This is a genomic window from Opitutus sp., assembly GCA_024998815.1.
Classification (GTDB): domain Bacteria; phylum Verrucomicrobiota; class Verrucomicrobiia; order Opitutales; family Opitutaceae; genus Rariglobus.
Map to the genome: position 1 here is coordinate 316010 of JACEUQ010000003.1, position 25913 is coordinate 341922.

General features: G+C 60.1%; 22 protein-coding genes and 1 pseudogene. 4 read left to right on the forward strand and 19 right to left on the reverse strand.

Going from position 1 to position 25913, the window contains the following annotated elements; genetic code table 11:
* The first annotated feature begins 34 nt into the window (after positions 1-34).
* Positions 35-1618: a transposase gene (locus H2170_16460; GenBank protein MCS6301664.1), complete on the forward strand. Its 1584-nt coding sequence runs from the start codon at positions 35-37 to the stop codon at positions 1616-1618.
* Between the two features lie 849 nt (positions 1619-2467).
* Here the strand turns inward: H2170_16460 and H2170_16465 are convergent.
* The 12 genes and pseudogenes from H2170_16465 to H2170_16520 form a co-directional block, all read right to left on the reverse strand.
* Positions 2468-4051, reverse strand: a complete 1584-nt coding sequence (locus H2170_16465) for a hypothetical protein (GenBank protein MCS6301665.1) — start codon at positions 4049-4051, stop codon at positions 2468-2470.
* A gap of 85 nt (positions 4052-4136) precedes the next feature.
* Positions 4137-4508 (reverse strand): hypothetical protein, encoded by a 372-nt coding sequence (locus tag H2170_16470; protein ID MCS6301666.1) that lies wholly within the window; start codon positions 4506-4508, stop codon positions 4137-4139.
* The gene (locus tag H2170_16475) at positions 4508-5623 is read right to left on the reverse strand and encodes a DUF1016 domain-containing protein (GenBank protein MCS6301667.1); all 1116 of its coding nucleotides are present in this window, start codon (positions 5621-5623) and stop codon (positions 4508-4510) included. Before H2170_16475 ends, H2170_16470 begins: the two co-directional genes overlap by 1 nt.
* Positions 5620-6648 (reverse strand): virulence RhuM family protein, encoded by a 1029-nt coding sequence (locus H2170_16480; protein MCS6301668.1) that lies wholly within the window; start codon positions 6646-6648, stop codon positions 5620-5622. Before H2170_16480 ends, H2170_16475 begins: the two co-directional genes overlap by 4 nt.
* Positions 6645-9056, reverse strand: coding sequence for a type I restriction-modification system subunit M (locus H2170_16485; GenBank protein MCS6301669.1), 2412 nt, complete (start codon positions 9054-9056; stop codon positions 6645-6647). The genes H2170_16480 and H2170_16485 overlap by 4 nt, the downstream gene beginning before the upstream one ends.
* A gap of 138 nt (positions 9057-9194) precedes the next feature.
* Entirely contained in the window at positions 9195-9734 is a 540-nt protein-coding gene (locus tag H2170_16490; protein ID MCS6301670.1) for a hypothetical protein, read from the reverse strand.
* Positions 9735-9747: 13 nt separating this feature from the next.
* Entirely contained in the window at positions 9748-10323 is a 576-nt protein-coding gene (locus H2170_16495; protein ID MCS6301671.1) for a 3'-5' exonuclease, read from the reverse strand.
* A 298-nt stretch (positions 10324-10621) separates the two neighbouring features.
* On the reverse strand, positions 10622-11689 hold the full coding sequence (locus tag H2170_16500) for an IS630 family transposase (protein ID MCS6301672.1): 1068 nt from the start codon (positions 11687-11689) through the stop codon (positions 10622-10624).
* 19 nt (positions 11690-11708) lie between these two features.
* Positions 11709-12272: a hypothetical protein gene (locus H2170_16505; protein ID MCS6301673.1), complete on the reverse strand. Its 564-nt coding sequence runs from the start codon at positions 12270-12272 to the stop codon at positions 11709-11711.
* Positions 12273-12312: 40 nt separating this feature from the next.
* The gene (locus H2170_16510) at positions 12313-13215 is read right to left on the reverse strand and encodes a DUF4190 domain-containing protein (GenBank protein MCS6301674.1); all 903 of its coding nucleotides are present in this window, start codon (positions 13213-13215) and stop codon (positions 12313-12315) included.
* A 138-nt stretch (positions 13216-13353) separates the two neighbouring features.
* Positions 13354-14247 (reverse strand): leucine-rich repeat domain-containing protein, encoded by an 894-nt coding sequence (locus H2170_16515; protein MCS6301675.1) that lies wholly within the window; start codon positions 14245-14247, stop codon positions 13354-13356.
* Positions 14248-14333: 86 nt separating this feature from the next.
* Positions 14334-14810, reverse strand: a pseudogene (locus H2170_16520) (WYL domain-containing protein).
* Positions 14811-14870: 60 nt separating this feature from the next.
* On the opposite strand from H2170_16520, the gene H2170_16525 reads away from it, so the two are divergent.
* Positions 14871-16043: a transposase gene (locus tag H2170_16525; GenBank protein MCS6301676.1), complete on the forward strand. Its 1173-nt coding sequence runs from the start codon at positions 14871-14873 to the stop codon at positions 16041-16043.
* A gap of 96 nt (positions 16044-16139) precedes the next feature.
* On the opposite strand, the gene H2170_16530 is transcribed toward H2170_16525, so the two are convergent.
* From H2170_16530 to H2170_16540, 3 genes are read right to left on the reverse strand one after another with little or no spacing between them, the layout of a single operon-like run.
* Positions 16140-16907, reverse strand: a complete 768-nt coding sequence (locus H2170_16530) for an ATP-binding protein (protein MCS6301677.1) — start codon at positions 16905-16907, stop codon at positions 16140-16142.
* The gene (locus H2170_16535; protein ID MCS6301678.1) at positions 16904-18370 is read right to left on the reverse strand and encodes an IS21 family transposase; all 1467 of its coding nucleotides are present in this window, start codon (positions 18368-18370) and stop codon (positions 16904-16906) included. Before H2170_16535 ends, H2170_16530 begins: the two co-directional genes overlap by 4 nt.
* Positions 18367-18726 (reverse strand): hypothetical protein, encoded by a 360-nt coding sequence (locus H2170_16540; GenBank protein ID MCS6301679.1) that lies wholly within the window; start codon positions 18724-18726, stop codon positions 18367-18369. The genes H2170_16535 and H2170_16540 overlap by 4 nt, the downstream gene beginning before the upstream one ends.
* Positions 18727-19510: 784 nt before the next feature.
* On the opposite strand from H2170_16540, the gene H2170_16545 reads away from it, so the two are divergent.
* Positions 19511-19849 carry a hypothetical protein gene (locus H2170_16545; protein MCS6301680.1) on the forward strand — a complete coding sequence of 113 codons (339 nt, stop codon included), beginning with the start codon at positions 19511-19513 and terminating at the stop codon, positions 19847-19849.
* Between the two features lie 88 nt (positions 19850-19937).
* Here H2170_16545 and H2170_16550 read toward each other — a convergent pair whose 3' ends face one another.
* The 4 genes from H2170_16550 to H2170_16565 all read right to left on the reverse strand — a co-directional run bounded on the left by H2170_16550 (position 19938) and on the right by H2170_16565 (position 24775).
* Positions 19938-20117, reverse strand: a complete 180-nt coding sequence (locus H2170_16550) for a helix-turn-helix domain-containing protein (protein ID MCS6301681.1) — start codon at positions 20115-20117, stop codon at positions 19938-19940.
* Between the two features lie 142 nt (positions 20118-20259).
* A complete protein-coding gene (gene ltrA / locus H2170_16555; GenBank protein ID MCS6301682.1) occupies positions 20260-21240 on the reverse strand; it encodes a group II intron reverse transcriptase/maturase in 981 nt (326 codons plus the stop codon).
* Positions 21241-22456: 1216 nt separating this feature from the next.
* Positions 22457-23359, reverse strand: coding sequence for a phosphatidylserine decarboxylase (locus H2170_16560; GenBank protein MCS6301683.1), 903 nt, complete (start codon positions 23357-23359; stop codon positions 22457-22459).
* A gap of 381 nt (positions 23360-23740) precedes the next feature.
* Complete coding sequence (locus tag H2170_16565) at positions 23741-24775, reverse strand: DUF481 domain-containing protein (GenBank protein MCS6301684.1); 1035 nt, start codon at positions 24773-24775, stop codon at positions 23741-23743.
* Between the two features lie 123 nt (positions 24776-24898).
* On the opposite strand from H2170_16565, the gene H2170_16570 reads away from it, so the two are divergent.
* Positions 24899-25801: a class I SAM-dependent methyltransferase gene (locus tag H2170_16570; protein ID MCS6301685.1), complete on the forward strand. Its 903-nt coding sequence runs from the start codon at positions 24899-24901 to the stop codon at positions 25799-25801.
* Positions 25802-25913: the final 112 nt, after the last annotated feature.

A 25913-nucleotide genomic window follows, 5' to 3' on the forward strand; every position in this document is an offset into this window, starting at 1 on the left:
TTAAGTTTACTGTAAAAGTGCCGTATTATACTGCATGAAAACAGGAAACAAAATAAGTAGCGGCGTTAAATTATCAAGTAACGAATCGATCGTTTATCCCTCCGGCGACTTCTTTTCAACCCCGGCGCGCAGTGATTTTGGTGATTTCTTACTGCAATTACAGCGCTTTTGGCGGTCCCACCCCGAAATCGAAGTGGCCATGACCGCCGATCTCGACGCCCACGCCATGGCGGAAAAGCGCGAACGGCGGAAGGACCGGGAGTTCGAACTGGCGCAGACCGAGGCGTTGTTCGCCGTGCCGGCGTCAGGCACGGCGGAAAAAACGCAAGCCGAGTTCCTCGCCGCAGGGCGTCCGCGCACCCCCGCTGTTGTGGTTTTTATCACGGCCATGGCCACCGGTTACTTGGGGTCGCAATACAGTGCCTGCCCCCGGATGGTGCTGCTTGAATCGGCATCGTTGCGCACCTTGCTCGATGATTTGGGGTACACGCTGCCTGCACCTAATACCGTTGGCCCCCTGATAAATCGCCTGAGTGAGAGTACTCTCGCCCTGATCCACCGGGCCCAATTGGCCGATATTTTGGCCGAAGGGCTCGATTCGTTTACCGATATCACCCTGGACAGCACGGCGATCAAGGCATCCAGTTGCTGGCCAACAGACTCCGGTATCATTTACCGCCTCTTTGAGCGAGCCTACCGCATGGGCGGCAAGCTCGACCAGGTCGGGCTTAACTCGCTGCAGGATGGCTTCAAAGACCACTGGCTGGAGGAGTTGCGAAAGAGCGCCCGCGCCATCGCCCTGCTGGGTGGTGGTCCCCGCCGAGCCCAAAAACTCCGGCTGCTCTACGACCAGTTTTACCAAATCGCCTGCAAGTTGGGCGGCAAGTTGCTCACCCAAGTAGAAGCCGCAGAGGCCGAAGCAAATGTTAAACTGTCCAAGCTGCGGCCCTCCAAGCGCCGGATCGCGGAAGACCTACTGGACTGCATCCACGGGGACGTGGTCGCGGTGATTACGACGATCCAGCAAAGCATTGCGCGGGTGCATGATGGGGTGAAGACCAAGTCGAGGGAAAGGGTCCTCAGCCTGGCCGATCGCAGTGCTGCTTTTATTGAAAAAGGCGGGCGGGAACCGGTGATTGGCTACAAGCCGCAATTGGCCCGCAGCCGCGGCGGTTTTGTCACCGCGCTGATTCTCGACGCGGGCAACGTGGCTGATTGCAAGCAACTGGTGCCCCTGCTGATCCAGAATATCGCCAACACGGGCCTGGTGCCGGCGAGCGCGAACGTCGACGACGGCTACTCCAGCGCCGAAGGGCTGGCGCAGGCATACGAGCTGAAGGTGGCCAAGGTGAGCATCTCCGGAGCCAAGGGGCGCGCCTTGCTCGGCGAGGAACTGTGGAACCACCAGGATTATATCACGCTTCGCGCCGAGCGCAGCGCGATCGAGTCGCTGATGTTTACGCTCAAGTTCAACCACGGGTTCGGCCGGCCGGGTCGTCGCGGGTTGGCGGCGGTGCGCAGCGAACTGACCCTGAAGATCCTCGCGCACAACTTTGACCGGATGATTTTGGTGCGCGCCAGAAGGTCTCAGGAAAAGCCGCTGCCCTTGGCGGCCTGAGTCGCTTCGCTCGTCGCGGCTAACCCAAATCGGTTCAATTAGTTCGGTGCAAAAGCCCCGGAGCGAACCGCCGTGGACTTCGCCGTTGGAAAAGCGACCTTGGTGATGGGGCCGGGGCTGTTTTTAGGCCGCCGCCCCTTCGTGAACACGTAAACCGAGTTCGTTCAGGGCTGTTTGCGCCCCCAGTGGCCGGCCGGGGCGGGAATACGCCCGTTGCGAAAGGCTTTTCGAGGAGGCTCTAGTTTACGCCGTCGTCCGTGTGGCCAGTTTTAGGCTGAAGGTTGCCTTTGAAATACACATATATAGCACCCTCCGAGTTTTTAACCCGAAGTGATGCCCCGATGCCGTCCAGCAGCTTAATGCGGTCGTCAGATGCAGCTGACAAACCCAGGTATCGGCCGATTTCAGGTGTGCCAAATTTGAGTGTAAAAAGAAGCCCAATAGCCGCAAAAAAAAGCGCTTAGCCCGCATGCGATAAGTACGTTAAATAGCTTCATTTTAGCGACCGACCATGCAGTGTTTTCAATTCGGTCGCCGAGTCGTGCCAAGCCAATCTCTGTGGCAAGTGCGGCGCCGCCTTGTTCAATGATCCTAATGGGTTGCCCGGCTAGAGCCTCCTCGAAAAGCCTTTCGCAACGGGCGTATTCCCGCCCCGGCCGGCCACTGGGGACGCAAACAGCCCTGAACGGACTCGATTTACGTGTTCACGAAGGGGCGGCGGCCTAAAAACAGCCCCGGCCCCATCACTAAGGTCGCTTTTCCAACGGCGAAGTCCACGGCGGTTCGCTCCGGGGCTTTTACACCGAACTAATTGAGCCGATTTGGGTTAGCCGCGACGACCGAAACTACTCAGGCCGCCAAGGGCAGCGGCTTTTCCTGAGACTTCCTCGCGCGCACCAAAATCATCCGGTCAAAGTTGTGCGCGAGGATCTTCAGGGTCAGTTCGCTGCGCACCGCCGCCAACCCGCGACGACCCGGCCGGCCGAACCCGTGGTTGAACTTGAGCGTAAACATCAGCGACTCGATCGCGCTGCGCTCGGCGCGAAGCGTGATATAATCCTGGTGGTTCCACAGTTCCTCGCCGAGCAAGGCGCGCCCCTTGGCGCCGGAGATGCTCACCTTGGCCACCTTCAGCTCGTATGCCTGCGCCAGCCCTTCGGCGCTGGAGTAGCCGTCGTCGACGTTCGCGCTCGCCGGCACCAGGCCCGTGTTGGCGATATTCTGAATCAGCATGGGCACCAGTTGCTTGCAATCAGCCACGTTGCCCGCGTCGAGAATCAGCGCGGTGACAAAACCGGCGCGGCTACGGGCCAATTGCGGCTTGTAGCCAATCACCGGTTCCCGCCCGCCTTTTTCAATAAAAGCAGCACTGCGATCAGCCAGGCTGAGGACCCTTTCCCTCGACTTGGTCTTCACCCCATCGTGCACCCGCTCAAGGCTTTGCTGGATCGTCGTAACCACCGCGACCACGTCCCCGTGGATGCAGTCCAGTAGGTCTTCCGCGATCCGGCGCTTGGAGGGCCGCAGCTTGGCCAGTTTAACATTTGCTTCGGCCTCTGCGACTTCTACTTCGGTGAGCAACCTGCCGCCCAACTTGCAGGCTATTTGGTAAAACTGGTCGTAGAGCAGCCGGAGTTTTTGGGCTCGGCGGGGACCACTGCCCAGCAGGGCGATGGCGCGGGCGCTCTTTCGCAACTCCTCCAGCCAGTGGTCTTTGCAGCCAGCCTGCAGCGAGGTAAGCCCGACCTGGTCGAGCTTGCCGCCCAAGCGGTAGGCTCGCTCAAAGAGGCGATAAATGATACCGGAGTCTGTTGGCCAGCAACTGGATGCCTTGATCGCCGTGCTGTCCAGGGTGATATCGGTAAACGAATCGAGCCCTTCGGACAAAATACCGGCCAATTGGGCCCGGTGGATCAGGGCGAGAGTACTTTCACTCAGGCGATTTATCAGGGGGCCAACGGTATTAGGTGCAGGCAGCGTGTACCCCAAATCATCGAGCAAGGTGCGCAACGATGCCGATTCAAGCAGCACCATCCGGGGGCAGGCACCGTATTGCGACCCCAGGTAACCGGTGGCCATGGCCGTGATAAAAACCACAACAGCGGGGGTGCGCGGACGCCCTGCGGCGAGGAACTCGGCTTGCGTTTTTTCCGCCGTGCCTGACGCCGGCACGGCGAACAACGCCTCGGTCTGCGCCAGATCGAACTCACGGTTTTTCCGCCGTTCGAGCTTTTCCGCCATGGCGTGGGCGTCGAGATCGGCGGTCATGGCCACTTGGATTTCGGGGTGGGACCGCCAAAAGCGCTTCAATTCCAATAAAAAATCACCAAAATCACTGCGCGCCGGGGTGGAAAAGAAGTCGCCGGAGGAATAGACGATCGATTCGTTACTTGATAATTTAACGCTGCTACTTATTTTGTTTCCTGTTTTCATGCAGTACAATACGGCACTTTTACGGAAAACTTAAATCACATAAGTTGTTTTTAATAAAAAAACCAAAAGCCTTTTCGAGGAGGCTCTAGCTTGTGAGCTTTCCGAGCTGGCTTCTGTAAACCGCCATGAAAGCCCCGAACGTCATTCCTTTCGTTCGGTCGTCGAGAAGCGCTGATTTGCCAATTAGATCACGGCTGCCATTTCTGACACAGATCAGCACATCATTATTTAAAACCATGATCCGCTCAGGGATGGCCGTATCAACAAACACATTATCGTCGAATGCCAGAGCATCGTTCTGGATATTCGATGAACGGAGGACGAGAACGCCGGATTGGCGAACGTCCGTAGGCTTATAGGTCAAGCCTATCAAAGCCTCACCGATCTCCCCAAGCTTCTTCACATCCCAATCCTCCGGAATCACCCCGACCTCGGTTTGTTTATAGCCGGGTTTCATCAGGCAGAACCCTCCGTTTTTTCCACCCGCAAGGCCTGGCGCTCGGTCAACTCGCGGGCGTGTTCGATGGCTTGATGTAGGCGGGCTTGAAGCAGCTTGATCGGGGGCAGCTCGGTGAGGTATTCGCTCACGCGGATGGATTTGGCGTCGAGCTGGAGCAGCTCCACCTGTTCGGCATCCGCCGAGGCGCAGAGGATAAGCCCGATGGGGGCTTCCTCACCGGGGGCACGCTCGTGCTGATCCAGCCAGCGCAGATAAAACTCCATCTGGCCGACATGGGCGGGCTGGAAGTGCTCCAGCTTCAGCTCCACGGCGATGAGCCGCCGCAGGTGCCGGTGGAAGAACAGCAGATCGAGATGAAAGTCGTCGCGCCCCACGCTCATGCGCTTCTGCCGGGCGACGAAGGTGAAGCCGGTGCCGAGTTCCAGCAGGACGCCTTCGATCTCGCGCAGGATGGCGTTTTCCAGATCGGCCTCGCTGTAGGCACCGGTCAGGCCAAGCAGATCGAGGAAGTAAGGATCGCGGAAGACGACATCGGGAGAGAGCTGCCCGGCGCGCATCTGGCCGATCTCGGCGGCGATGGTTTTCTTGGGCTTTTTTGACAGGGCCGTGCGCTGAAACAGCATGCCACCGATCTTTTTGCGCAGCGTGCGCACATCCCAGTGCTCGATCCGGCAGAGCTCGGCGTAGAAGTCGCGGGCGAGCGGGTCTTTAAGCGGGAGCAGTTCCAGGAAGTGGCTCCAGCTCAATTGTGCCGACAGCGTCGACACAATCTCCTGTGCGGGGAAACACTGGGAGAACTGGATGGCGCGGTATAACGCGCGGAGGCTGAAAGCTTGCCCAAACTCCGCCGTCAATTCCCGCGACACCGTCGCGAGAATCTGTTTCCCGTACGCGGCACGCCCCTCCTGGAGGTTGTCGGTGAGCAGGCGGCGGCCCAAATGCCAGTAGAGCAAGGTGGTGGTGGAATTGGCCACCACGGCGATGCGCTGGCGGGCGGCGTGGATGAGGCCACGCAGATCGGTGATGAGCGCCTGTTCGTCCACGCGGGCGACGGCAGCCTTGGCCGGACGGAGGGCGGGGGCGGTGCGGCGGGAGGTGGGTTTCTTTTTCATGGCTGGCCTCCGCCGTTGGGCAGTTGTTTGAGCATGCGGTCGAAATCGGACTCAAACCGGCGGTCCTGGATGACCCGGTATTTCTCAAACTCCGATTCGGCAAAGGCTTTGGCGATCTCGGCGGTGACTTTGCCGGGGTTTTGGAGCAGGTCGCGTTCGTTGAACTGGAGGAAGGCGTCGAGTTTCTTGGCCCAGTCGGCCATGGTCATGGGGATACCGCGCTCGGCCTGGGTCTCGGCGTAGTCGAGGTACATGGTCACGAAGCGGTCGAGCGCCTTGAGCTCTTTTTCGGTGAGGTAGTTTTTGGCGACGACTACATCGGGTTTGAGGATCTTGCCCTTCGGAGCGTTGCGCCAGGTGGTGAGCCCCATCTGCTCCTTCGTGCTGTCGGCCCGCTCGACGATGAGTTCGGCGGCGGTGTGGCCGTGGATGGCGAAGTGGAGCTTGTTCTGGACGGTGGCGAAAAAGCTCTGGGTGGTCTCGGCCTCGGCGCTGTAGTCGAGGGCGGTGGCGTAGATGTCGGTGATTTTCTGGTAAAACCGGCGTTCGCTGGCGCGGATTTCGCGGATCTCGGCCAGCAGGTTGTCAAAATAGGACTGGTCGAAGAGGGCGCCGTTTTTCAGGCGCTCCTTGTCGAGGACGTAGCCGCGCAGGGCGAAGTCGCGCAACACGCCGATGGCCCACTGGCGGAACTGGGTGGCGCGGGGGGAATTAACCCGGAAGCCGACGGCGATGATGGCGTCGAGATTGTAGAAGGCGGTGAGGTAGCTTTTGCCGTCGGTGGCAGTGGTTCGGAATTTCCGAATAACTGCCGCCTCGGTCAGTTCAGCGCTGGCGAAGAGGTTTTTCAGGTGCTCGTTGACGGTGGGCACCGTTACGTCGAACAGGGTGGCGAGGAGTTTCTGGGTGAGCCAGACGGTCTGCTCTTCGACGCGGACCTCGATACCCGTTTCCCCGGCCTGGGCGGTGAAGACCAAAAACTCGGCGGTGCTGTTGCGCAGGTGGGCTTTTTTACCCTGGCTCATGCCTTGGCCTCCATTTTGCGCAGGTGGGCGTCCACCTTGGCGGCCAGTTGGGCGACTTCATCGACGAGCTGGGGCAGCGGGGCAGCGTAGCGGTCGGCCAACAGGCGGATGCGGCTGGTCAGGGTTTGCGACACACGGTCGAGTTCGCCCTGCACGGCGGTGGCGAGGGTTTTGAGCCATTTATCATCGACCACCAAGGTCTTGATTTCGGACTCGGTTAGGCGCGGATACTTTTCGTAGGCGAGCTGGTCGAGGGCGGCCTCGGCGTCGCGGATGGCTTTTTTGAGGTCGGCTTCGTCGGCGTTGAGCTTGAGCCAGCGCTGGAGGACCACGGCTTCGTCTTTGGCGTCGGGGTCGGCTTTGATCTCTTTTAGCCGGGCGCTGATTTCGGGTTTGGCGATTTTTTCGAGTTGGCCAAGGAAACCCTCCTCGCCGCCGTGTTCTTCTTCAAGTTCGGCCAGGCTGGCAGTGGCGGCTTCGAGCGCGGCTTGGGAGGCGTCGAGGGCGGCTTGTTCGGCGGCAAAATACCGGGCGACGATGAGGGGCTTGGGCACGAGGTCACAGGACCAGCCGCGATCTTTGGTTTTACCCTTTTTGTCGGTTTCAAGGAGGCGGGCAGGCTTGGCCACCCAGCCGTCGGCGGCGATCAGGTAGCAGTCGTCCTGGAGGGTAGCGGACCAGTAATCGAGGAGGTGTTGATAGACGGCGTAGGGATCGATCAGGGCCTGGCCCTCGGCGTGTGCGAGGAGCTTTTCGGCGTGCTCGCGGATGACGTCCTTGGGGTGGCAGCCGGGGGCAAGCAGGCGCAGGCTGACGGCGGCACCGGCGCGCCATTTTTTGAAATGGGTTTCCAGTCCGGTGATGAAGGCGGCGAACTGGGGGTGTTCGCTGACGCGGGTGCGGAGCTGGGCGGCGGGTGCCTGGAGTTGGAAGTAGCCGGGGCGCAGGTCAGCAAAAAGGGAGGCGCGCAGTTCGGGGCAGACCGTCCAGTAGTCGCTGAGGGCGTCGAGGTCGCGGGACGGGATACCGCCGTGGAGGTGGGCGCCGATGTCCTGGATGTCCTCGGCCTCCTGGGTGTCGATGTAGCGCGGGAGGTTGAGGTTGTAGTCGTTTTTCTCGATCTCGGTGTGGGGGACGAGGCGGGAATAGCCGGGGTGTTGCTCGCCGTGGGTAAACACATCGACGATCTGGTGCAGGTCGCGTTCGCGGAGGCGGTTTTTGGGGCCGTCCTTCATGAAGCCCTTGGAGGCGTCGATCATGAAGATGGCCTTGCGGGCGGTGGCGTGCTCCTTGTCGAGGACGAGGATGCAGGCGGGGATGCCGGTGCCGTAAAAGAGGTTGGCGGGCAGGCCGATGATACCGCGAATGACACCGCGCTGAATGAGGTTTTTGCGGATCACGCCCTCGGCGTTGCCCCGGAAAAGGACGCCGTGGGGGAGGATGCACGCGCCCTTGCCAGTGCTTTTGAGCGAGCGGAGGATGTGCAGGAGGTAGGCGTAGTCACCCTGTTTGGCGGGCGGGACGCCGTAGCCGGTGAACCGCTGGAAGGGGTCGGCGTCGGGGGTGAGCCCGGTGCTCCAGCGCTTGTCGCTGAAGGGAGGATTGGCGACGACGTAGTCGAAGGTTTTGAGCGCGTCGCCGTCTTTGAAGAGGGGGCTGGCGAGGGTGTTGCCCTGCTTGATGTCCGCCGTGGCGTAGTCGTGCAGGATCATGTTCATGCGGGCCAGACCGGCGGTGGAGGAGTCTTTCTCCTGACCATAGAGGGTGACGCGCACGGCTTTGCCGCCCTGGCTGGCCTCGTCGCCGATCTTCAGGAGCAGGGAGCCGGAGCCGCAGGTGGGATCGTAAACGGTGGTGTCGTTACTGGTGGCGGCCTGGCTGATGCCGAGGATCTGGGCGATTATGCGGCTGACTTCCGAGGGGGTGTAGAACTGGCCCTTGCTCTTGCCACTCTCGGTGGCGAAGTGGCGCATGAGGTACTCGTAGGCGTCGCCGAGGAGGTCGTCGCCGTCGGCCCGATTTTGGGAGAAATCGAGCGAGGGGTTTTCAAAGATGGCGATCAGGTGGGTGAGGCGGTCCACCTTTTCCTTACCGTCGCCGAGCTTGGTGGGGTCGTTGAAATCGGGGAAGTCGGAGAGCTGGTTTTCGCGGGCGAGCGGAGCGAGGATCTTTTTGTTGATCTGGTCGCCGATGTCGGGGGTGCCCTTGAGGGCGACCATGTCGGCAAAGCTGGCCCCGGCGGGGATGACGATGGGGGCGAAGGGCTGACCGGCGTACTTGTCGCTCACGTATTTCACGAAGAGCAGGACGAGCACGTAGTCCTTGTACTGGGAGGCGTCCATGCCGCCGCGCAGTTCATCGCAGGACTGCCAGAGGGAGGAGTAGAGTTCGGACTTCTTGAGGGCCATCGGTCGGGGGACGGTAGCGGGTGCCGTCCCGGGTAGAAGCAGAAAGGGGGCGAGCGGGCGGTTTTGGGTGAGATTTAACCCGAGGGGGTTGGACAACGGTGGGTGGAGGCCGGGATTTGGGATGATTTCCGCAATGCGTTAGGGCGAAGTCATCAGGCGAGCCCAGACGCTGAGTTTCGGCGGGATGGGTTTTAGCGGACGTGCACAGGGCATGAGCTGCGACATCATGCGAATGTAGCCGTAGCTTGCGTAGAGACCTATGCCGGCGACAGCGGCATTCAGGATTCGCCTAATGGTATTGATGTTCGGGTCCAAGACGCGGGCGGTGCTGGTGATCACAATGGCGAGGCAAAGTCCGACGATGACCACCAGCGATACCTTGGTAAGCACTGCTAGGCCAAGGTCACGCAGGCGGGGATGGGTCCGGTGTGCCGAACGCAGCCACAGGCAGGTGCCCGCAATCGTGAAGACGCACCCGATAAGGATGAGCGGCAGCGGTCGGTTTACGGGCAGGATGATCATCCCGGCTGCGATGATTAAAAGGGCGGTGAATACGCAATCACGGGGGCTGTTGAACACGGTGAGCTGCCGCCGGTATCCACGTATAATTCCCGAGACCAAAAGGAAAAACCAGACGAGGGTTGCGATGGCGTAGGCGAGGAGAGCAGGCGTGGACATGGGGAGTTTGGCGTTAGACGGGAATGAGGCCGATCTCGGTGGGTAGTAGTGCGGGCGATTGGGTGAGGCCGAGTCGCTGCAACATGCGGCACACCGCTTCGGCCAATATGGCCACGTCGGCCCGGGCGTCGTGGCGTTGGTGTTCCGGCGTAGATACGCCCAGTCGCTCCTTGACCGCATCCAGGCCGTGCGCGTTTTCACCGGTCCAGAGGCGGCGCGATAGGGTCAGTGAGTCGAAAAAAGGAACCTCGCGAACGGGCACCTGGGAGCGGTTGCAGGCTTCCCGAATAAACGGCAGGTCAAACCGCGTGCCGTTGTGGGCGACCAATGTCGCGTCGCCGACGAACTGGGAAAACGCACGGAGCGCATCTTCCGCCGCCGGGGCGTCACCGGTGTCGTCTTGCCAGATACCCGTGAGGTTGGAAATGAACCAGGGAATCGGTTGGCGCGGGCGGACGAAGGTTTCGAAACGGTCGGTGTCGGCGGTGAGCACCTGACCGTCGCGCACCCGCACGGCGGCGATTTGAATGATCTCATTTTTGTAGGGCGAGAAGCCGGTAGTTTCTAGATCGAAGATGACGAGGTTCATGGCGTTTTATTGGTGGAGGAGATTTTATAGCGTTTATAAAACCGCATATGCGGGCACTGAATAGTCATTGTGCCCGAAACGGCCTCCGGCCCTCGTTATCCCGTTTGTTATCAAGGTTCACATTACACCCTTCTTTTTTCGGATCATCTGTCATGTCCTGGAAATGCTGGAGGGTTAAATTAACATCCACCCAGATGGAGCCGATGCGCAATAGGTCTGCCCACGACAGTTCAGAGTGATCACACAGTTGATGGAATAACCAACAGTGGTTCTCCTCTTGATCTGGATTATCTAGTGCTTAATTGCGTAGATTAATGATAGTATTTCTGAGTTGGCTTCCCTTGACCTCGCGCTTGCGCCACTTGAACGGCTTGGCATTGGGCAGGTAGGCGGCGACGAAAGCGTCAATGGCCTGACTAAGTTCGGCGACGCTTCTGAAGTTCGCGCCCCGTAGCGCCTTCCTTGTTAGTATGCCGAACCAGATTTCAACTTGATTGAGCCAACTCGCCGAGGTTGGGGTAAAGTGGAAGTGGACATTGGGGTGCCGAGCGAGCCAAGCGTCGCACTTTTTGTGGGTGCAATAATTATCCAAAATCACGTGGAGTTCTCTCTCGGGCGGGTGATCCGCCACCACTTGGTCCATGAACAGCAGGAACTCCTCCCGGCGCTTAAGGGTGGTTTTCTGCGTCTTGATCAAGCCCGTGGCCACATCAAGGGCAGCGAACAAGTTGAGTGTACCGTGGCGCTTGTAGGTGCTTTTGAGTCCCTGGACGATTTTACCATTGTCGGTCTCCACGTAACCGGTGGCGCGCTCTAGGGCTTGGATGCCAGGCTTTTCATCCACACTTATCACCAATGCCTTTTCCGGTGGGCTCAGGTAGAGCCCGACGATATCGGCTGCCTTGGCTGCGAACTGCTTGTCAGTGCTCACGCACCACGAGCGCTGGCGCTGCAGGCAAATGCCCTCCTTGCGCAGCACTCGCCAGACCGCGTGCACCGAGCCGCCGAGCACACGGGCCACCGCTGGACCATCCCAGCGCGCCTGCCCCGGAGGGGGTGGCCCTTCCAATAAAGCCAGCACCCGATCTCGAAAGTCCTCACCGTAGGTGCGCTTCGCGCCCGGCCGTGCCGCATCATCCAGCCCCTTCATGCCAAGCAGCACAAAGCGATCCCTCCACTTTATTACGGTGTTCGGCCTGGTGTTGCAGCGGCGCGCCACCTCTTGCACCTGCTCGCCACTCACGCACCCAAGGATCATCCGGGCGCGCTCAACTCGCTGCCTCGACTCAATCCGGCTGGTTGCCCGTTTTTCTAGGGATTGCTGATCCCCCTCGCTACAAGTGATTCGCACGGCTTTTCGTCCCATCTACAAAGCGGATACAATATCACTTATTATTGCAAGTAAGCACTAGGTCAGGGATATGGTGCTCGTTCCAGTTTTCGATGGAGCTTCCCGACTCGTTTTCAAGCATACCAATGCTATCCCTGATTTCCGCCATGATATTATCCTCGTCCTCGTTATAGGCCGGGTCGGTGGGATTTAGATTAAAGTGTATTTTGCACTCAATCTCATAGTCGTGAATCCAGTCAGCGTCGCTCTCCACCTTGGCGTTCATCATCTCGATAAGCGCCCTGGCTTCTTTTTTATACTGTTGTTCAATTTCGTTCAGGCGGGTGTTCAGATTCACGAGGAATAATCGCTGCTCCCGGGTCATTTCAGCTGGCTGTAATTTAATCTCTGATTTCTCGTGCATTCGCATATCCGCGAGGTGCTTAAGTCCAGCCTCCAGTTGATCGTCTTCGATACTGAAAACATCCACCACGGGGCCTTCGCGTCGGGGTAGGTTTGCCGCGATGACGATAAGCTGGCCCAAGCGTAAATCCGGATTGCCGCGCCAGACATACTTTAATTCCTGGGTGATGGGGTGAATACGTGCAGGGTTTCTCATTTTAGTGAGGGAGTGGTGCTGATTATTATTTTATATGATTTCACAGCAGTTGCGCGGCCCGGTCCTTGACCAGCTTGTTGATAAGATTTTTCATCAAGTAAGCGGACAGGGATGCCGCGATGCCCGCGCCTAGGTTTTTCACCGCTTCCTTTTTATTACCCTTTTTGAGGTCATCGATGCCGGAGGTAATGCTGCCGATGGCGATGAGGCCGGTAATAATAAACAGGAAAACCAGCATTATCTTGGTGGGCACTGCGATGAGCGCCCGAGGGAGCGTCTGATTCACGGTCATGGAATCGCGAATCGACAAGTACACGAACAGGGCAGTGAGGAGCAGGGCGACGATGCCCGCTAGCGCCGATTGATAAGCAAGTACCAGAGTGGCGACAAACGACAGGAGCAGGAGGAACGAGAGCGCGACGTCTTGTCGGCCATTATAAATCACCAGCGTGTTGTTTAGACCCATAACCGTTCCCGGTATGGCGATGATAAAGCTCAGGATGAGAACGAAGGACGCAATGCCCACCAGTGCACTGGCGATGTCTTCTTGGTGCTTGCTGGACGTGGGTTCGTCCGAATTGCCGACGTTGCCCGACTGCGTGACCGTTTGGCTTTCCCCGATTGTATTTACTTCAGCTACCGCCGCATTGGCCGGGTGTTGAGGAGTGATATAGTAGCCGATGACTGCCATGGTCCCCATGACGACGATGATGAGTAAACCGACATAGCCGGTGACCAACCCGGTGATCGCCATGGACCGGCCACCCAGAGCGGGATTCTTTTTGCAGTCAGATAATGCGCGGTGGCCGAAAACGACCGCCAGGATCGGCGGTATTAACAACATGAAGCCGCCAATCGTGGTTATGATCCCGAGGATCATGGAACTCAGGGCGAGTCCCGATGATGGGCGAATTTCTGTACTGGTGGCGGTTTCGGTAGTCATGCTTTTTCGGTGTGTGTTGCGAAGGTGCGCCAGTAGATTACTCGCATGTGCGACATTTTAGGTCGCGGCCAGTATGGTGGCCGTAAAATCCACACCCCGATTCAGGGCATTGGCCGATTTTTTATAGGGGCCGGAAGGCTACTGCTTCTCAGGCCATAGCTGTTTTCTTAAACCATTTACTATGCGTGTAGTATAGCCGTCCTTGCGGCATTCGGCCCGGTGATAAAGCGCCGGAATTGCCCACGTTGCAGGGAATTTGTTTTTATCGAGGTCGATGGATTCCAACACAGGCAAACGAACGCCTTCAGGGGCGGCAGGGAGGTCCACCAGCTGGTTCCGGCTTAAAAACACATGCGTCAACCGGGATAGCTGCGAAAAGGAGTCCGGTAGGGCGATCAGGTTATTTTGACCCAAGATGAGCCAGCGCAGCGCACACCAGCCGCCGATGCTGTCGGGCACGCTGCTCAGCTCGTTGTGACCCACGTCGAGAAACTCCAGCGATGACCAGTTGCCCACCGTTTCCGGAAGCGCGGTGAGTTGATTTTCGTAAAGCGACAAACGGGTCAAGCGGCTGAGTCGGCCGATGGAGGTCGGCAGGTTTTTGAGGCGGTTACCCTGAAGGTGAAGGACGGCGAGATTGGGCAGGTTACCGATCTCCTCGGGAAGTGAATCGAGTGCGTTGTAGGAAAGATCCAGCTCCCGCAGTTCGGTGAGTTTCCCCAAAGAGGCCGGGAGACATCGCAAGCGGTTGTGGGATAAATCCAGTTTTTGGAGGCACGGCGTTCGCTCGAAGAATGAGGACGGAAGGACGCTCAGTTGATTTTGGGCCAACGAAAGGTGCTCGATCAGCGGGGGTGCAAACCAGTCGGGAATAACCTGCAACCCAGTTTGATCCATCCGCAGGGTGGTGAGACGGTTGTGGTTGAGCCGGAGAACCTGGACGCCTTCGCGCTCCCATGCGGCCGGGGTGTGCGCACGGAGTAGGCCAAAGCCGGCATTGATTTCGCTGGGCGGGTAAGCCGGGGTGTTCATAGGGTGACGCGGCACCGGGATAAATCCGGTGACACACCACCCTAACCGATGCCGCGACACGTTGGGTCGCAGGCGATGCTAGCCGCCTATGTTTTCACGGGACGCTTACGCTGCGGGGACTTTTCCACGGGGTAATTAGCCGCTGCGGCGCGCAGGGTTTCGCCGATGTGGTCTCGGAGCGAGGGGGGCGAAATCACGGTGATGTCCGCGCCTTGGGACAAGATCCAGAACGAGAGCAGCCAGGAGTCCTTCACCGTGGCCGTAAGGACGTAACCGTTATCGGAGCGCAACTGCTGATCCTCGGCGAGCTTGGCCTCCGCAAGATAGCAGGCCAGTTTGGTGGAAACGTGGGCTTCGAGCTGGATCATGGCACCGCCGCCAAACTCCATACCCCCACCGGCCAGGAAGGCGTCGAGGGAGAAGTCGGCCGGACGGTTGGCGGACTCGGTTGTTAATTTCGCCGAGCGCATCCGGTGGAGCGCGTAGAGGCGCACGTCTGGATAATCAAATGCGGTGGCGACAAGGTAAGCGACCGGGCCGTTTTGGACTAGGGCGAGCGGGTGAACCTAAATCCGGCAATAGAAACTAGCCAAAAATCACGCAGGTGATTGTTTGGCTGTCATATGCCGCCGTTTTTACCGCCGGAAAAAGCTCACCCCGAGGGTGAGTCAGAAAACCCTGATCACAAGGCAACGCCAAGCGATGCCGCCGAGGTGTTGATTGTGGATACACCCGGAGGACGTTTTCGTGCGCAGTTCGCCCCAGAGTTGCCGGTGAGCCCCTTGGGGGCACTGGTGTTTTTCACGCAGTACTTGTGTGCGACAGGAGGCTTCGAGGCACTGGTTGCGGACACGCCGCTTTGTTACAGCAGCAACCGCGCACACCGCCCTCGCGACGTGATTGGAACCCTGCTTTTGGGGATGCTCTCCGGGCACTATCGCTACGCGCACCTCGCGGCCCTGCGCGGCGACGACATTGCCCCGAGCCTGCTCGGACTTAAGTCGATTGTCAGCGAGGATTGTGTGCGCCGGGCGCTGGCTCGCATCGGTGCCGAGCAGGGGCAGGACTGGTTGCGGCGTCACCTCGACCAAACCTGTCATGGGTTTTTGGATAACCAGTGGATCCTCGACATCGATGTCACCATCAAGCCCATCTATGGACGTCAGGAAGGTGCCAGCATCGGCTATAACCCGCAAAAGCCCGGACGCCCCAGCCACGCCTACCACACCTACTGGATCGCCACCTTGCGCCTGTGTCTGGACGTGGAGGTGCACCCCGGCGATCAATCCGCCGCCGGACATGGTTTTGCGGGGCTGTGGGCGCTCATCGACCGACTGCCAGCCGAGCGCCGGCCCCATCTTTTGCGCGGTGACTGCGCCTATGGCCAGGAGGCGCTGCTCAGTGAAGCTGAAGCGCGTAAACTCAACTATTTGTTCAAACTGCGCCGCACCGCCAAGGCCCGCGAGCTGGTGGCCGCGCTTGAACGCACCACCACCACCGCTTGGACCGACGCCGGACAAGGCTGGCAGGGCTGCGAAAGCTGCCTGCGCCTGCAAGGCTGGAACCGGGCCCGACGTGTGGTGGTCTTGCGCCGTCGCCTCAACGACCAACGCCACCCCCGGGCCCGCCGCCGCCTCGTGCGCGAGCAAGCCGACCACGCTTTGCTGCTGAACATCCCCGACGCGGCCGCCTGCGAGCCGATCATCTACGAACATCAGATCCTCGTTACGAGCCTGCCCTACGAGATCCTTACCCTTGCCACCCTGTATCGGGAACGTGGGGGCGCGGAAATGTGAGCGGCGGCGCGAACACCGTCTATTTCTGGCGGTTACAAAATCACCTGTCGTAAAAGCCGATGACCGGCCCCGCCAGGGGCCGATCATCAGGCCCGGTCAGCTTGCAGGTTCGTCGGCTAGGCGGTCTTTCATGCGGTAGGATTTGCCCTCGATGACGACGGTCTGAGCGCGGTGCAGCAGGCGGTCCAGGATCGCCGCGGTGATGCCAGCGTCGTTGTTAAAGATCCCTGCCCAGTGTTTGTAGGCCTTGTTGGTGGTGACGATCAGCGAGCCGCGTTCGTAGCGTTGGCTGACGATCTGGAAGAGCAGGTCGGCCCCCGACTTGTCGAGCGGCAGGTAGCCGACCTCATCGAGCACGAGCACCGCAGGGGTCATGTAACGCTTCAACTCGGCTTGCAACCGGTGCAGGGACTGGGCGGTGACCAGGGCGTTGATCGCGTCCACCGCCGTCGTAAACAGCACCGTGTAACCCGCCTGGCAGGCCGCGTAGCCCAACGCGCTCGCGAGATGTGTCTTCCCAAGCCCCACACCACCGCAAAACACCACGTTGGTGCGCTCCTTCACAAAACCCAGTTCGAAGAGGTGGCGTACCTGCGCTTCGTTCAACTCCTTGGGCCAGTCCCACTGGAACTGGTCGACGGTTTTCTTGACCGGGAAGCGCGCTGCCTGGATGCGCCGCTCCAGCGCCCGGATCTGGCGGTCCTGGGTCTCGGCCTGCACCAGTCGGCGTAAAAATTCGGCGTGCGAACAGCGCGCCTTGGCCGCCTCGGCGGTCAGTTCGCCGTGGTGACGCAACAGGTAACCGAGTTTCAGATACTTAAGCTGGTCTTTTAATAAATCGGGTTTTTCGGGTTCTGTTTTCATAGAGTGTAGGGGCTTAAATCCGGGGGACACAGTTCGAGTTCCAACGCGGCCACCGCGTCGGCGCGGGTGAGGTGGATCGGCCCGGCTTGCGGCAAGGCCCGCGCGCGTTGTTCGAGCAAGTTGAGGATGTAATCGCTGGAGTAGGCGCCGAGTTCATGGGCGCTTTCGATCGCCCGGCCGACTGCCTCCGTTCCATACAGGGCCACCAAACCCACGATAGTCGCCAGGTGGTGTCCCGCGTTGAGCCGGCGCTCCTCCAGCCCCCGTTGGTAGGCGGGTGCCGCCGGGCTCAGTTCCAAAAACCGTAGCCGCAGGCGCTGCCGCGCTCCCTGCCGTTTGCGCTCTTCGAGTTCGCGCACGTGCTCGGGGTTTTCCACATCGGCGCGGCGGGCAAAACTGCGGGCGTGCTCGGCCACCAGGGTGCGGTCCGCATAAAACCTCACCTGCGCCCCCTCGATCTGCGCGGTGAGTAGCGCCCCGGCAAACTTCGTGGGCACCGAGTAGCGGTTCGTTTCGATACTCACCCGGCACCGCCGCGACGCCCGCACGCTTAAGGTGCGCACCGCCGGACTGGCCACCGGGTTAAGCGGCAGGAGCGCAGCGCGCTCCTCGGGCAGCCGGTCCACCGGCCGGCCCTGGGTTTCAGCGTGAACGCGCACGTTGGCCACCGTTTCCAGCCACAAGCTGGCGGCCGGCCCCAGCTCGGTAAACCCGTTCATCTGCCGCCCGCCAAGGAAGCTTTTTTTCACGTAACCCACCGCGTTTTCCACCATGCCCTTGGACTGCGGATGCCCCGGCCCGCACGCTTTTATCGTAAACCCGTAGTGCCGGGCAAAGTCCAGGTACTGGGCGTTGTACACCGGGTCGGTCCCGGGCACATGCGAGAGGACGGCCGTCTTGCAGTTGTCCACCATCACCTCGCGCGGCACCCCGCCGAGTTTTTCAAAGGCGCGCCGGTGACAGCCCAGCCACCACTCCTGGCCCTGCCCGAGGGTAAATTCCACATGCAGGAACCGGCTGTACCCCAAAACCATGACGAAAAAACTTAAAGCCCGCCGGGTGCCGTCCACCTCCACCGCGCCAAAACTGCCCCAGTCCACCTGCGCGGTCTGGCCGGGGGCAAACTTGAGGGTAAGAAACGCCTCCAGGTTCCTCGGCCGCACCCGCCGCACGTAGTCTTTCAAAATTGAATACCCGCCCGTGTACCCCCGCTCGCGCACCTTTTGCCAGAGCTGCATGGCGGTGAACGGATGGGCCTCCAGCCAGCGCGCGATCGCCGGCTTGTGCACGTCGAGCTTGCTTGGCCTAGGCACCTGCGCGGCCTGGCTGCGCACGTACTTTTCCTGCGCCTGCCAGCGCCTCACCGTCTGCACGTGCAACTGGAGCGAGCGGGCGATTTGCGGCGCACTGTGACCGGCCGCCTCCGCCTGTTTTATCCGGCAATACAGTTCGTAATCGATCACGCGCCCACCTCCCGGCTCGGCGGCGGCGTTGCCGCCAGCGTGTGCGTTGGCCTGCCCCGGTCCAAGGAGAGCACCTGGTAAAGTGGCGCGGCGTAGGCGATCACCCCGGCCTCGATTAACTGCCGGCGCGCCTCGACCAGGCCGTCCTCGCTGAGCGTGAGCAGCCGGGCCAGGGTGCGCGTGGCGTAGTAACTCAGCCCGTCGGCGTCGCCCACGGTGACCAGGACCAGATAGAGGCCCCAGGCGGGGGCACTGGCCCGCCCCAGGTAATTGCCCCGCACCAGCCGGTGGTCCAGCCAGCTAAACTGGGCCGGCGTGCGCCGGAGTTGTTCGCGATCGATCGGTTGTTTTTGCATAATCGGGCGGCTGGACGTCGATGCCCAGGATCACCCGCCCCCGGGATTGCAGGTGTCGCAGCATGGGTTCGAGGTCCTCTTGTAACGTCACTCCGGCGAACTGCGCGATAAGCCCCACGAGCACAGGGTTTTGCGACTCCCATCTGTCTTGTAACGGCACGCAGGGATTCGGTAACGCCACCTCGGCGACCGGCTCGGCTTTAGGCTGGTGCACAACGGATTGCGTAGTTGGGATGTCTTGTAACGCCACCCGCCGTCGCGGCCCCCTCCGCCTTGAGTACCCCGGATTGGCCTTCCGCCACTCCTGCACCCGTTGGACATTTTCTGGGCCTTTCCAGTGGTCGAGGTTCTCCGGCTTCGCCAACCATTTGGCCTGACTGGCCGCCCGGCTCGCCCGTCGGCATCCCGGCTTCCCGCAGTAGCGCTGACGCTCGCGGTTATGCGCGTCGGGCAGAAAGAAATCGACACAGTGCAAACACTTGCGTGAACCGGTTGGATGCATCGCTGTGCATCCGCCAAGCGTCCCGCCGGTTCAATCTCCACCCATTCGCACCCCTCATATCCCCAGCCGGACAGGGAAGAAAACCCACCCACGGAAGAAGAGTATTACTCTTTTTAAGGGGAAGAAGATCCACCGAAGAAGAAGTGCATTCCTAACCGCCAGAAATAGACGCTTTCCCGCTCGCCGCTCACAGCGGAAAACCCCTTCGACGAGCTCAAGAACCAGTGGAGCTGGTCGGGGTTTACCTCCCAGGAGCTAAACTCCTGTCAGCACGCCGCGCGTTTGGCCGCACTGGTTTACAACTGGTGGACGCTCTATCACCGCCTGCTTCAACCCGGTCAGCACCACGAGGCGGTGAGTACACGTCCCCGTCTGCTCTGCGGAGCGACCCGGCAGAGCGAACACTCCGGTCAACGCCGCCTGGACGTGCGCTTGAGCCATGCCGAGGCACCTCGCCTGAGTGAACTCATCACAAAGCTGGCCAGATGGTTACATGGTATCCTTCATAATGCGGAGCAATGGAGTGTCGCCCAGCGCTGGGGGCAAATCGTAGCGAGGATTTTACAGGAAAACTTCCCTGTACTCGGCCCTGAACCGCCTTTGGCCACCGCCCCAAGCTGATCGCGCTTCCGTTCAGCCTGCCGCAGCACTCTCCACCCTCATCTATCCGACGGGCAACGCCCGCCGGCCGCACTTTCTATTGCCGGATTTAGGATAAAGCCAGCACCCGATCTCGAAAGTCCTCACCGTAGGTGCGCTTCGCGCCCGGCCGTGCCGCATCATCCAGCCCCTTCATGCCAAGCAGCACAAAGCGATCCCTCCACTTTATTACGGTGTTCGGCCTGGTGTTGCAGCGGCGCGCCACCTCTTGCACCTGCTCGCCACTCACGCACCCAAGGATCATCCGGGCGCGCTCAACTCGCTGCCTCGACTCAATCCGGCTGGTTGCCCGTTTTTCTAGGGATTGCTGATCCCCCTCGCTACAAGTGATTCGCACGGCTTTTCGTCCCATCTACAAAGCGGATACAATATCACTTATTATTGCAAGTAAGCACTAGCTCCATCCGCACTTTGTCGCGTAACTTGACCAGACTTTTCGCACTGGGTTCCACGTGCGGATACCTTCGTTTGCTCTTCATGCCTTGCCGCCATGCGACGGAAAAACCGAGGAACTCAAAGCCTTCCTTTCGTGTATCCACCAGTCGGGTTTTCTCTTCGTTGAGCTTTAACTTACGTGCCTCCAGCCACCGTTTCAGTCGCGTTTGCAGCCCCGCCCCTTGACCCGGTTTGCACAGGATCAGGAGGTCGTCGGCGTAACGCACCATCGTCGGCTTTTGTTCGCACTTCTCATTCACCGCATGATCGAGGTCGTTGAGGTAGAGGTTCGCCAGCAGAGGCGATATAACTCCGCCTTGTGGCGTGCCACACCGGTTCGCGCTCACCTTGCGGCACCCCGTGTCCCGGTCCTCTTCCACGATGGGTGCGCGCAGCCACGTTTTTATTAAACGCAACACGCTCCCATCGCTCACCCGTTTGGCCACCAATTGCAGGAGTTCGCGGTGCGGGATCATATCGAAGTAGCTCGATAAATCCGCGTCCACCACCTCCACCTTTCCGCTCAGCATGGCTTCCTTGACCTTATCCATCGCCTGATGGGTCCGACGTTTCGGCCGGTAGGCGTAGGAATGGTCATGGAAGTCCGCCTCTAGGATTGGCTGCAACACGATCACCGCCGCGCTTTGCACCACCCGGTCTTTCACCGTAGGGATGCCCAGCGCACGACGTTTGGTCCTGGCCTGATCCTTCCATATATAGACGCGCAGGACCGGACTGGGTCGGTAGGTTTTCGTTCGCATTTCCTCCGCCAGCGCAAGCAGCCATGCCGCCCGATAGGCTTCGTTCTTTACGAGCGTTTCCACCTCGAACCCGTCCACTCCCGGCACGCCGTCATTGGCGATCACCTGATCGAGCGCATCCGACAGAATGTCCTGCCGATACAGCTCTCCATACAAACTATAGAACCGCCAATGCGGCTCCGCTTTTGCTTTCCGATATAGCACACGTTGCAGCTTCCGAACCTTCGGTGACGTTTTTATCCAGAGTTCATCACCCCAGCCATCGTCGGGTCCTTTGCCGCTCTGTGATGCGTGGGAACAAGTGCCCTCCCTTCGCTCCCCGGCGGTTTTAATGTCCGCTAGATCATCACTACTATGGAGGTCTCCGACTCCTGCCACGGCCCGTCCGGCCTTACGAGGTTTTGCCGCGCTTGTGCCGGTGGTTGAGGCATCGCAAGACGCCCCACCGCCGCAGGTCTCACCACTTAACCTAACGACCTTTCCCACCCCGCCGCCCCCGCTGACTCCGCCGACGTGTTGATCGGAAATCAACGATTTAGGTCCTACGTCTTTGCGAGACTGCCTTTTCCGATCCTTGCAGGCTTCACCGTTCAGGTAGCGGCTGGACTCGTCGGTTGTTTCGGTAACGGAGCTCATTGGATGGGGTTCACCTTCGTTGCGGCTGACTGGTTCGGGCACACGGTCGTGCTTTCCGGCGAGGCCTCGCGGCCTGCATCCGTGACCGGGCCCTTCGACCGCGAATCGTTAAATTCGGCCGAACAGACTTTCACTGTTATGGTTGTTAGTTTCATGGTCGCACACCTGAATTCCGAAGTTCAAACCAACCACAGATTACACAGATTACACAGATACAATCCCTTAGGAGGTAAACGGACTCAGCTTGATTCCCTTTTTTTTCATCCTGTCTTCAAATTCAGTAACACTCTGTTATCTGTGCTCATCTGTGAATTCCGTGGTTAAAACTTCGGCGTTCGGGTTTAACTCGTGCCAAGAACCATACAGGTGCTGCGCATCATGTATGGCGATCTGAGCTGATCACTCCGGAGAGTTTCGCAGACTTCGCAACAGCCACCCTCACGTCAACGAACTCATCGAAACCCATGCCGTTGCTACCTGCGGTACGATTCTACCTTAGCTGGGGGGGGGGATCTCAACTCGTTTTGGGGCCAAACTCCAGACCCTGAGCTCACGCTCAGGGCCACGCACCGTTTCGCTGAGCACGAACCTACACTAGGACCCGTTTTTTCCAGCGAAAAGCAGCTCACTATTCAAAAACTGGGATACGCCCCGCCAGTTGCGGTCCGCGAAGCACTTTGCCCGCCCGCCCCAATTCCGTGCGGCACACCGCACGCCGGGCGCGCCTCCGCGCAGCCTACCCCGCCGCCACACCCATGTGGTCGCCCATGCGCGCATAGGTTTCTATCTGCTGGGCGCTCTGCGTCACCAAATCGTCATCCAGGCGAATGCGGCCTTTCGCAAACACCGTGATCACGCAGGAGCCGCCGAAGGTGAAAAAGCCCTTCTCCTCGCCCTTGGCCACCGGCTGGCCCGCCGCGAACACGTTCTTGATCGTGCCCACGCAGGTCGCCCCGACCTCGAACATCGCCACCCGTCCAAAGCGCGAATCGTCGATGAGCGTCAGGGCGCGTTTGTTCTGCACGAGGTAGCCGACATTTTTGCGCAGCGCGATGGGGCTCACAGAAAAAAGCGCCCCGTTAAGGATGCGCGGGGCACTGGGTTTGCCCGCCACCGGGAAATGAAACCGGTGATAATCCACCGGGCACAACCGCGAGATCACCATCGAGCCTCCGGCAAATTCAGCGGCGAGTGAGGCGTCGTTAAACAAATCGGCGAAGGTAAACTTCATGCCCTTCACATAAAACCCCTGCGCTGCATCCACGTCGGGAAACCCCAGGTGGCGGCCGTCGGCGGCGAACACCGCGACGTCGTTGCCCGGAGCGATGGGGCGCGCGGCGGGCGTGAGACCGCGATAGAAAAACTCGTTAAACGTCTTAAACGACAGCGGCGAACAGGCGAACTCGTCGACGTTAAGGTCGTAGTTAGCGATGAACGGCAGCACACGTTGGGCGCTCATCGGGCGGTCCATGCGCCAGCCGTACCAGTGCGAAAACACCGCGCGCTTGATCAGAGCCCAGGTCGAAAAGCGCCCCAGCGCGGTCTCGTAGGTCCAACGCAGCCACGGCTCGCCATACACCAGCTCAGTCTCGGTGGTCTGCGTATAACGGTTATGAAAACGAATCGGATCAGCGCTCATGTTGGAGGGAAAGCGACCACCTTCACCGCCGCCGCGTGGGGGCGCAAAGCAGAAAATCCAGCGCCTCGGCGTTGCACGCCTCCCTGAGCTCACGCTCAAGGCCACACTTGGCGCGGCTCACCCGGGGGCCTGCATTTGTCGGGACCAGCCCCGCCCAACTCATCCCGTGTTGCGTTGTCCGACGTGGCCTTGCGCGTGAGCGCGAGGGGCTTTTTCCGGCGCGCTTTGCGCTCCCCTCCTTGAGCTCACGCTCAAGGCCACACTCTTCTCGATCACACTTCTCGTGGCCTTGAGCGTGAGCTCAAGGTGTTTACCCTAATATAACGCCCCCCCCCCAGAAACCGATTTAATTGAGCGTTCATCTTGAACGCGAATTGGAGCTCACTGCCAATTCAGCACGAAGCGGGTGAAGTAAGTGGTATCGAGCTTCTTCACGTTCGCGCCCGGCAGGCTGGTGTAATCGTTGGACACGCCCAGGCGCAGCTTCCAGCCGCTCATCGACAGGGGCATTTCGAAGTAGGACTCTTGAATGGCGTGGTAGTTGGAGAACTCGCTGAAGGCCGGCACGAAGGTGATGTCGTTAACCATCTTGGAGTCACTGAATTTGATCTCATGGTGCGCACCCAAGTCCAAACCGAAGCTCTGGATCGGTGGCGTGAGGGGGTCCTCGTAGGACTCATACCGATACGACAAACCACTGCGCCCCGTCAGCTTCTGCCGCTGATTTTTCACGAAATCGTAGCCGGCGCCACCTGCCGCGAGGCTGTACAGGTCGATGCGTTTAACCCGATCAAAGCCCGACTCGTCGCGCACGTACCAAGATTTGCGGCCCGAGTAATTGTCGGCGTAGTCCACGCCAATTTTGAACTGGTCGGCCGAGGTGACTTGATTGGTGGTTTGAAGCCGGTAACCGCTGTAAAACTGCAAGATATCGTGCACCCCGACGCGTTTGATGCGTCCACTTAAGACGGTGCTGAACTGTTCGCGGTTGCCTGATTTGCCCGCCAGGTCGCCCGCCGCCTCATAGTGCCACTGCGGTTTGGCCACATCCTTGGCGCTCGGCGCCCAGAGCTCGGCGATCTGGCTGATCGGCACTTCAACCGGTTCTCCCGCACCGACCACCTTGACCTGACCGTAACTGGAAGGCTCCACCGTGCCCGACAGGACCTTGCCGTCAGTCAGATGCACAAAGCGCACCTGCTCGGTTTGCACACTCGCCACCTCGGACTTTTTAACCGGCAGCGTACCCGCAAAGTTGGTACTCAGGAAAATCGTGGAGCCCTCGACCTTGGTGATCTTGCCCACGAGCCGCGCACCGCTCTTGGTCTCGATCACATCGGCGAGCCCGCTTCCGGCCCCAAGCATGAAGGCGGCCCAGAGGGCAAAGCAGCGAGTGAAGTTCGGGCGGAGACGCATGCGTTGGCCTTTTTAAGACAAAGCCTGCGGCGGCCGTCAAATGCTCAACCGCCTTCCGCTGTTTTTAGGCCCACCGGAAAGGCGCTCGACAGAGTGAGGGCGGGCGCGTTGGTTCGCCGCATAATGCCCGCCGACACCACCCAACGCCCCTCGCTCATCCTCGCCGACCGCTGGCAGGACTACCAATTGCTCGATTGCGGTGACGGCATGAAACAGGAGCGCTGGGGCGACGTCGTTCTGGTTCGCCCCGATCCGCAGATCATCTGGCCCAAACACGGCGGCCCCGAGTGGGTGAAATGGGACGGCTTTTACCACCGCAGCGAAAAGGGAGGCGGCCGCTGGGAAAACCGCAAGCCCCTGCCCGACTCCTGGAACATCAAATACCAGTCGCTCGGCCTCACCTTCCGCATCCACCCGACCTCCTTTAAACACACCGGATTGTTCCCCGAGCAGGCGGTGAACTGGGAGTGGTTTTCCGCCAAAATCAAAGCCGCGCGCGCCACCGGCCGCGAGGTCAACGTCCTTAACCTGTTCGGCTACACCGGCGCCGCCACCTGTGCCGCCGCCAAGGCCGGCGCGAGCGTCACCCACATCGACGCCGCCGAGGGCATGGTTAAATGGTGCAAAGAAAACGCCGCCCTGTGCGGCCTAGCCGACGCCCCCATCCGTTTCATCGCCGACGACTGCCTCAAGTTCGTGCGCCGCGAGCTCAAGCGCGGCAAGCTCTACGACGCGGTCATCATGGACCCGCCCACCTACGGCCGCGGCGCCACCGGCGAGATGTGGAAACTCGAGGAACACCTCTGGCCGCTGCTGCAGGAATGCCGCGCTCTGCTCACGCCGAAGCCGCTGTTTTTGTTGATCAACGCCTACACCGCCCGCCTCTCGCCCACGGTGGTGGTTAACCTGCTCACCGAGCTCATGGCCAATCGTGGCGGCACGATCACCGGCGGCGAAGTCGGCCTGCCCATCAAAGCCGACGGCAAAGTTCTCCCCTGCGGCATCTACGGCCGTTGGGAGGCCTGAGCCCCAAGCCACGCCCTTCAAGCTCCTCCGCGAACGCCCACGCCACTCAACGCCCCCCCGCGCGACACGCCCATCTCGCCCCGCTCGTCCCCTCGTCGCACCCCACCCCGAC

Coding starts and splice junctions, on each gene's coding strand:
- H2170_16530 (MCS6301677.1), bottom strand. CDS start 16,907: ATGAAAACAGAACCCGAAAAACCCGATTTATTAAAAGACCAGCTTAAG.
- H2170_16525 (MCS6301676.1), top strand. CDS start 14,871: ATGCCGCCGTTTTTACCGCCGGAAAAAGCTCACCCCGAGGGTGAGTCA.
- H2170_16500 (MCS6301672.1), bottom strand. CDS start 11,689: ATGGGACGAAAAGCCGTGCGAATCACTTGTAGCGAGGGGGATCAGCAA.
- H2170_16475 (MCS6301667.1), bottom strand. CDS start 5,623: ATGAAAAAGAAACCCACCTCCCGCCGCACCGCCCCCGCCCTCCGTCCG.
- H2170_16515 (MCS6301675.1), bottom strand. CDS start 14,247: ATGAACACCCCGGCTTACCCGCCCAGCGAAATCAATGCCGGCTTTGGC.
- H2170_16490 (MCS6301670.1), bottom strand. CDS start 9,734: ATGTCCACGCCTGCTCTCCTCGCCTACGCCATCGCAACCCTCGTCTGG.
- H2170_16460 (MCS6301664.1), top strand. CDS start 35: ATGAAAACAGGAAACAAAATAAGTAGCGGCGTTAAATTATCAAGTAAC.
- H2170_16570 (MCS6301685.1), top strand. CDS start 24,899: ATGCCCGCCGACACCACCCAACGCCCCTCGCTCATCCTCGCCGACCGC.
- H2170_16565 (MCS6301684.1), bottom strand. CDS start 24,775: ATGCGTCTCCGCCCGAACTTCACTCGCTGCTTTGCCCTCTGGGCCGCC.
- H2170_16510 (MCS6301674.1), bottom strand. CDS start 13,215: ATGACTACCGAAACCGCCACCAGTACAGAAATTCGCCCATCATCGGGA.
- H2170_16560 (MCS6301683.1), bottom strand. CDS start 23,359: ATGAGCGCTGATCCGATTCGTTTTCATAACCGTTATACGCAGACCACC.
- H2170_16540 (MCS6301679.1), bottom strand. CDS start 18,726: ATGCAAAAACAACCGATCGATCGCGAACAACTCCGGCGCACGCCGGCC.
- H2170_16495 (MCS6301671.1), bottom strand. CDS start 10,323: ATGAACCTCGTCATCTTCGATCTAGAAACTACCGGCTTCTCGCCCTAC.
- H2170_16470 (MCS6301666.1), bottom strand. CDS start 4,508: ATGAAACCCGGCTATAAACAAACCGAGGTCGGGGTGATTCCGGAGGAT.
- H2170_16465 (MCS6301665.1), bottom strand. CDS start 4,051: ATGAAAACAGGAAACAAAATAAGTAGCAGCGTTAAATTATCAAGTAAC.
- H2170_16485 (MCS6301669.1), bottom strand. CDS start 9,056: ATGGCCCTCAAGAAGTCCGAACTCTACTCCTCCCTCTGGCAGTCCTGC.
- H2170_16505 (MCS6301673.1), bottom strand. CDS start 12,272: ATGAGAAACCCTGCACGTATTCACCCCATCACCCAGGAATTAAAGTAT.
- H2170_16480 (MCS6301668.1), bottom strand. CDS start 6,648: ATGAGCCAGGGTAAAAAAGCCCACCTGCGCAACAGCACCGCCGAGTTT.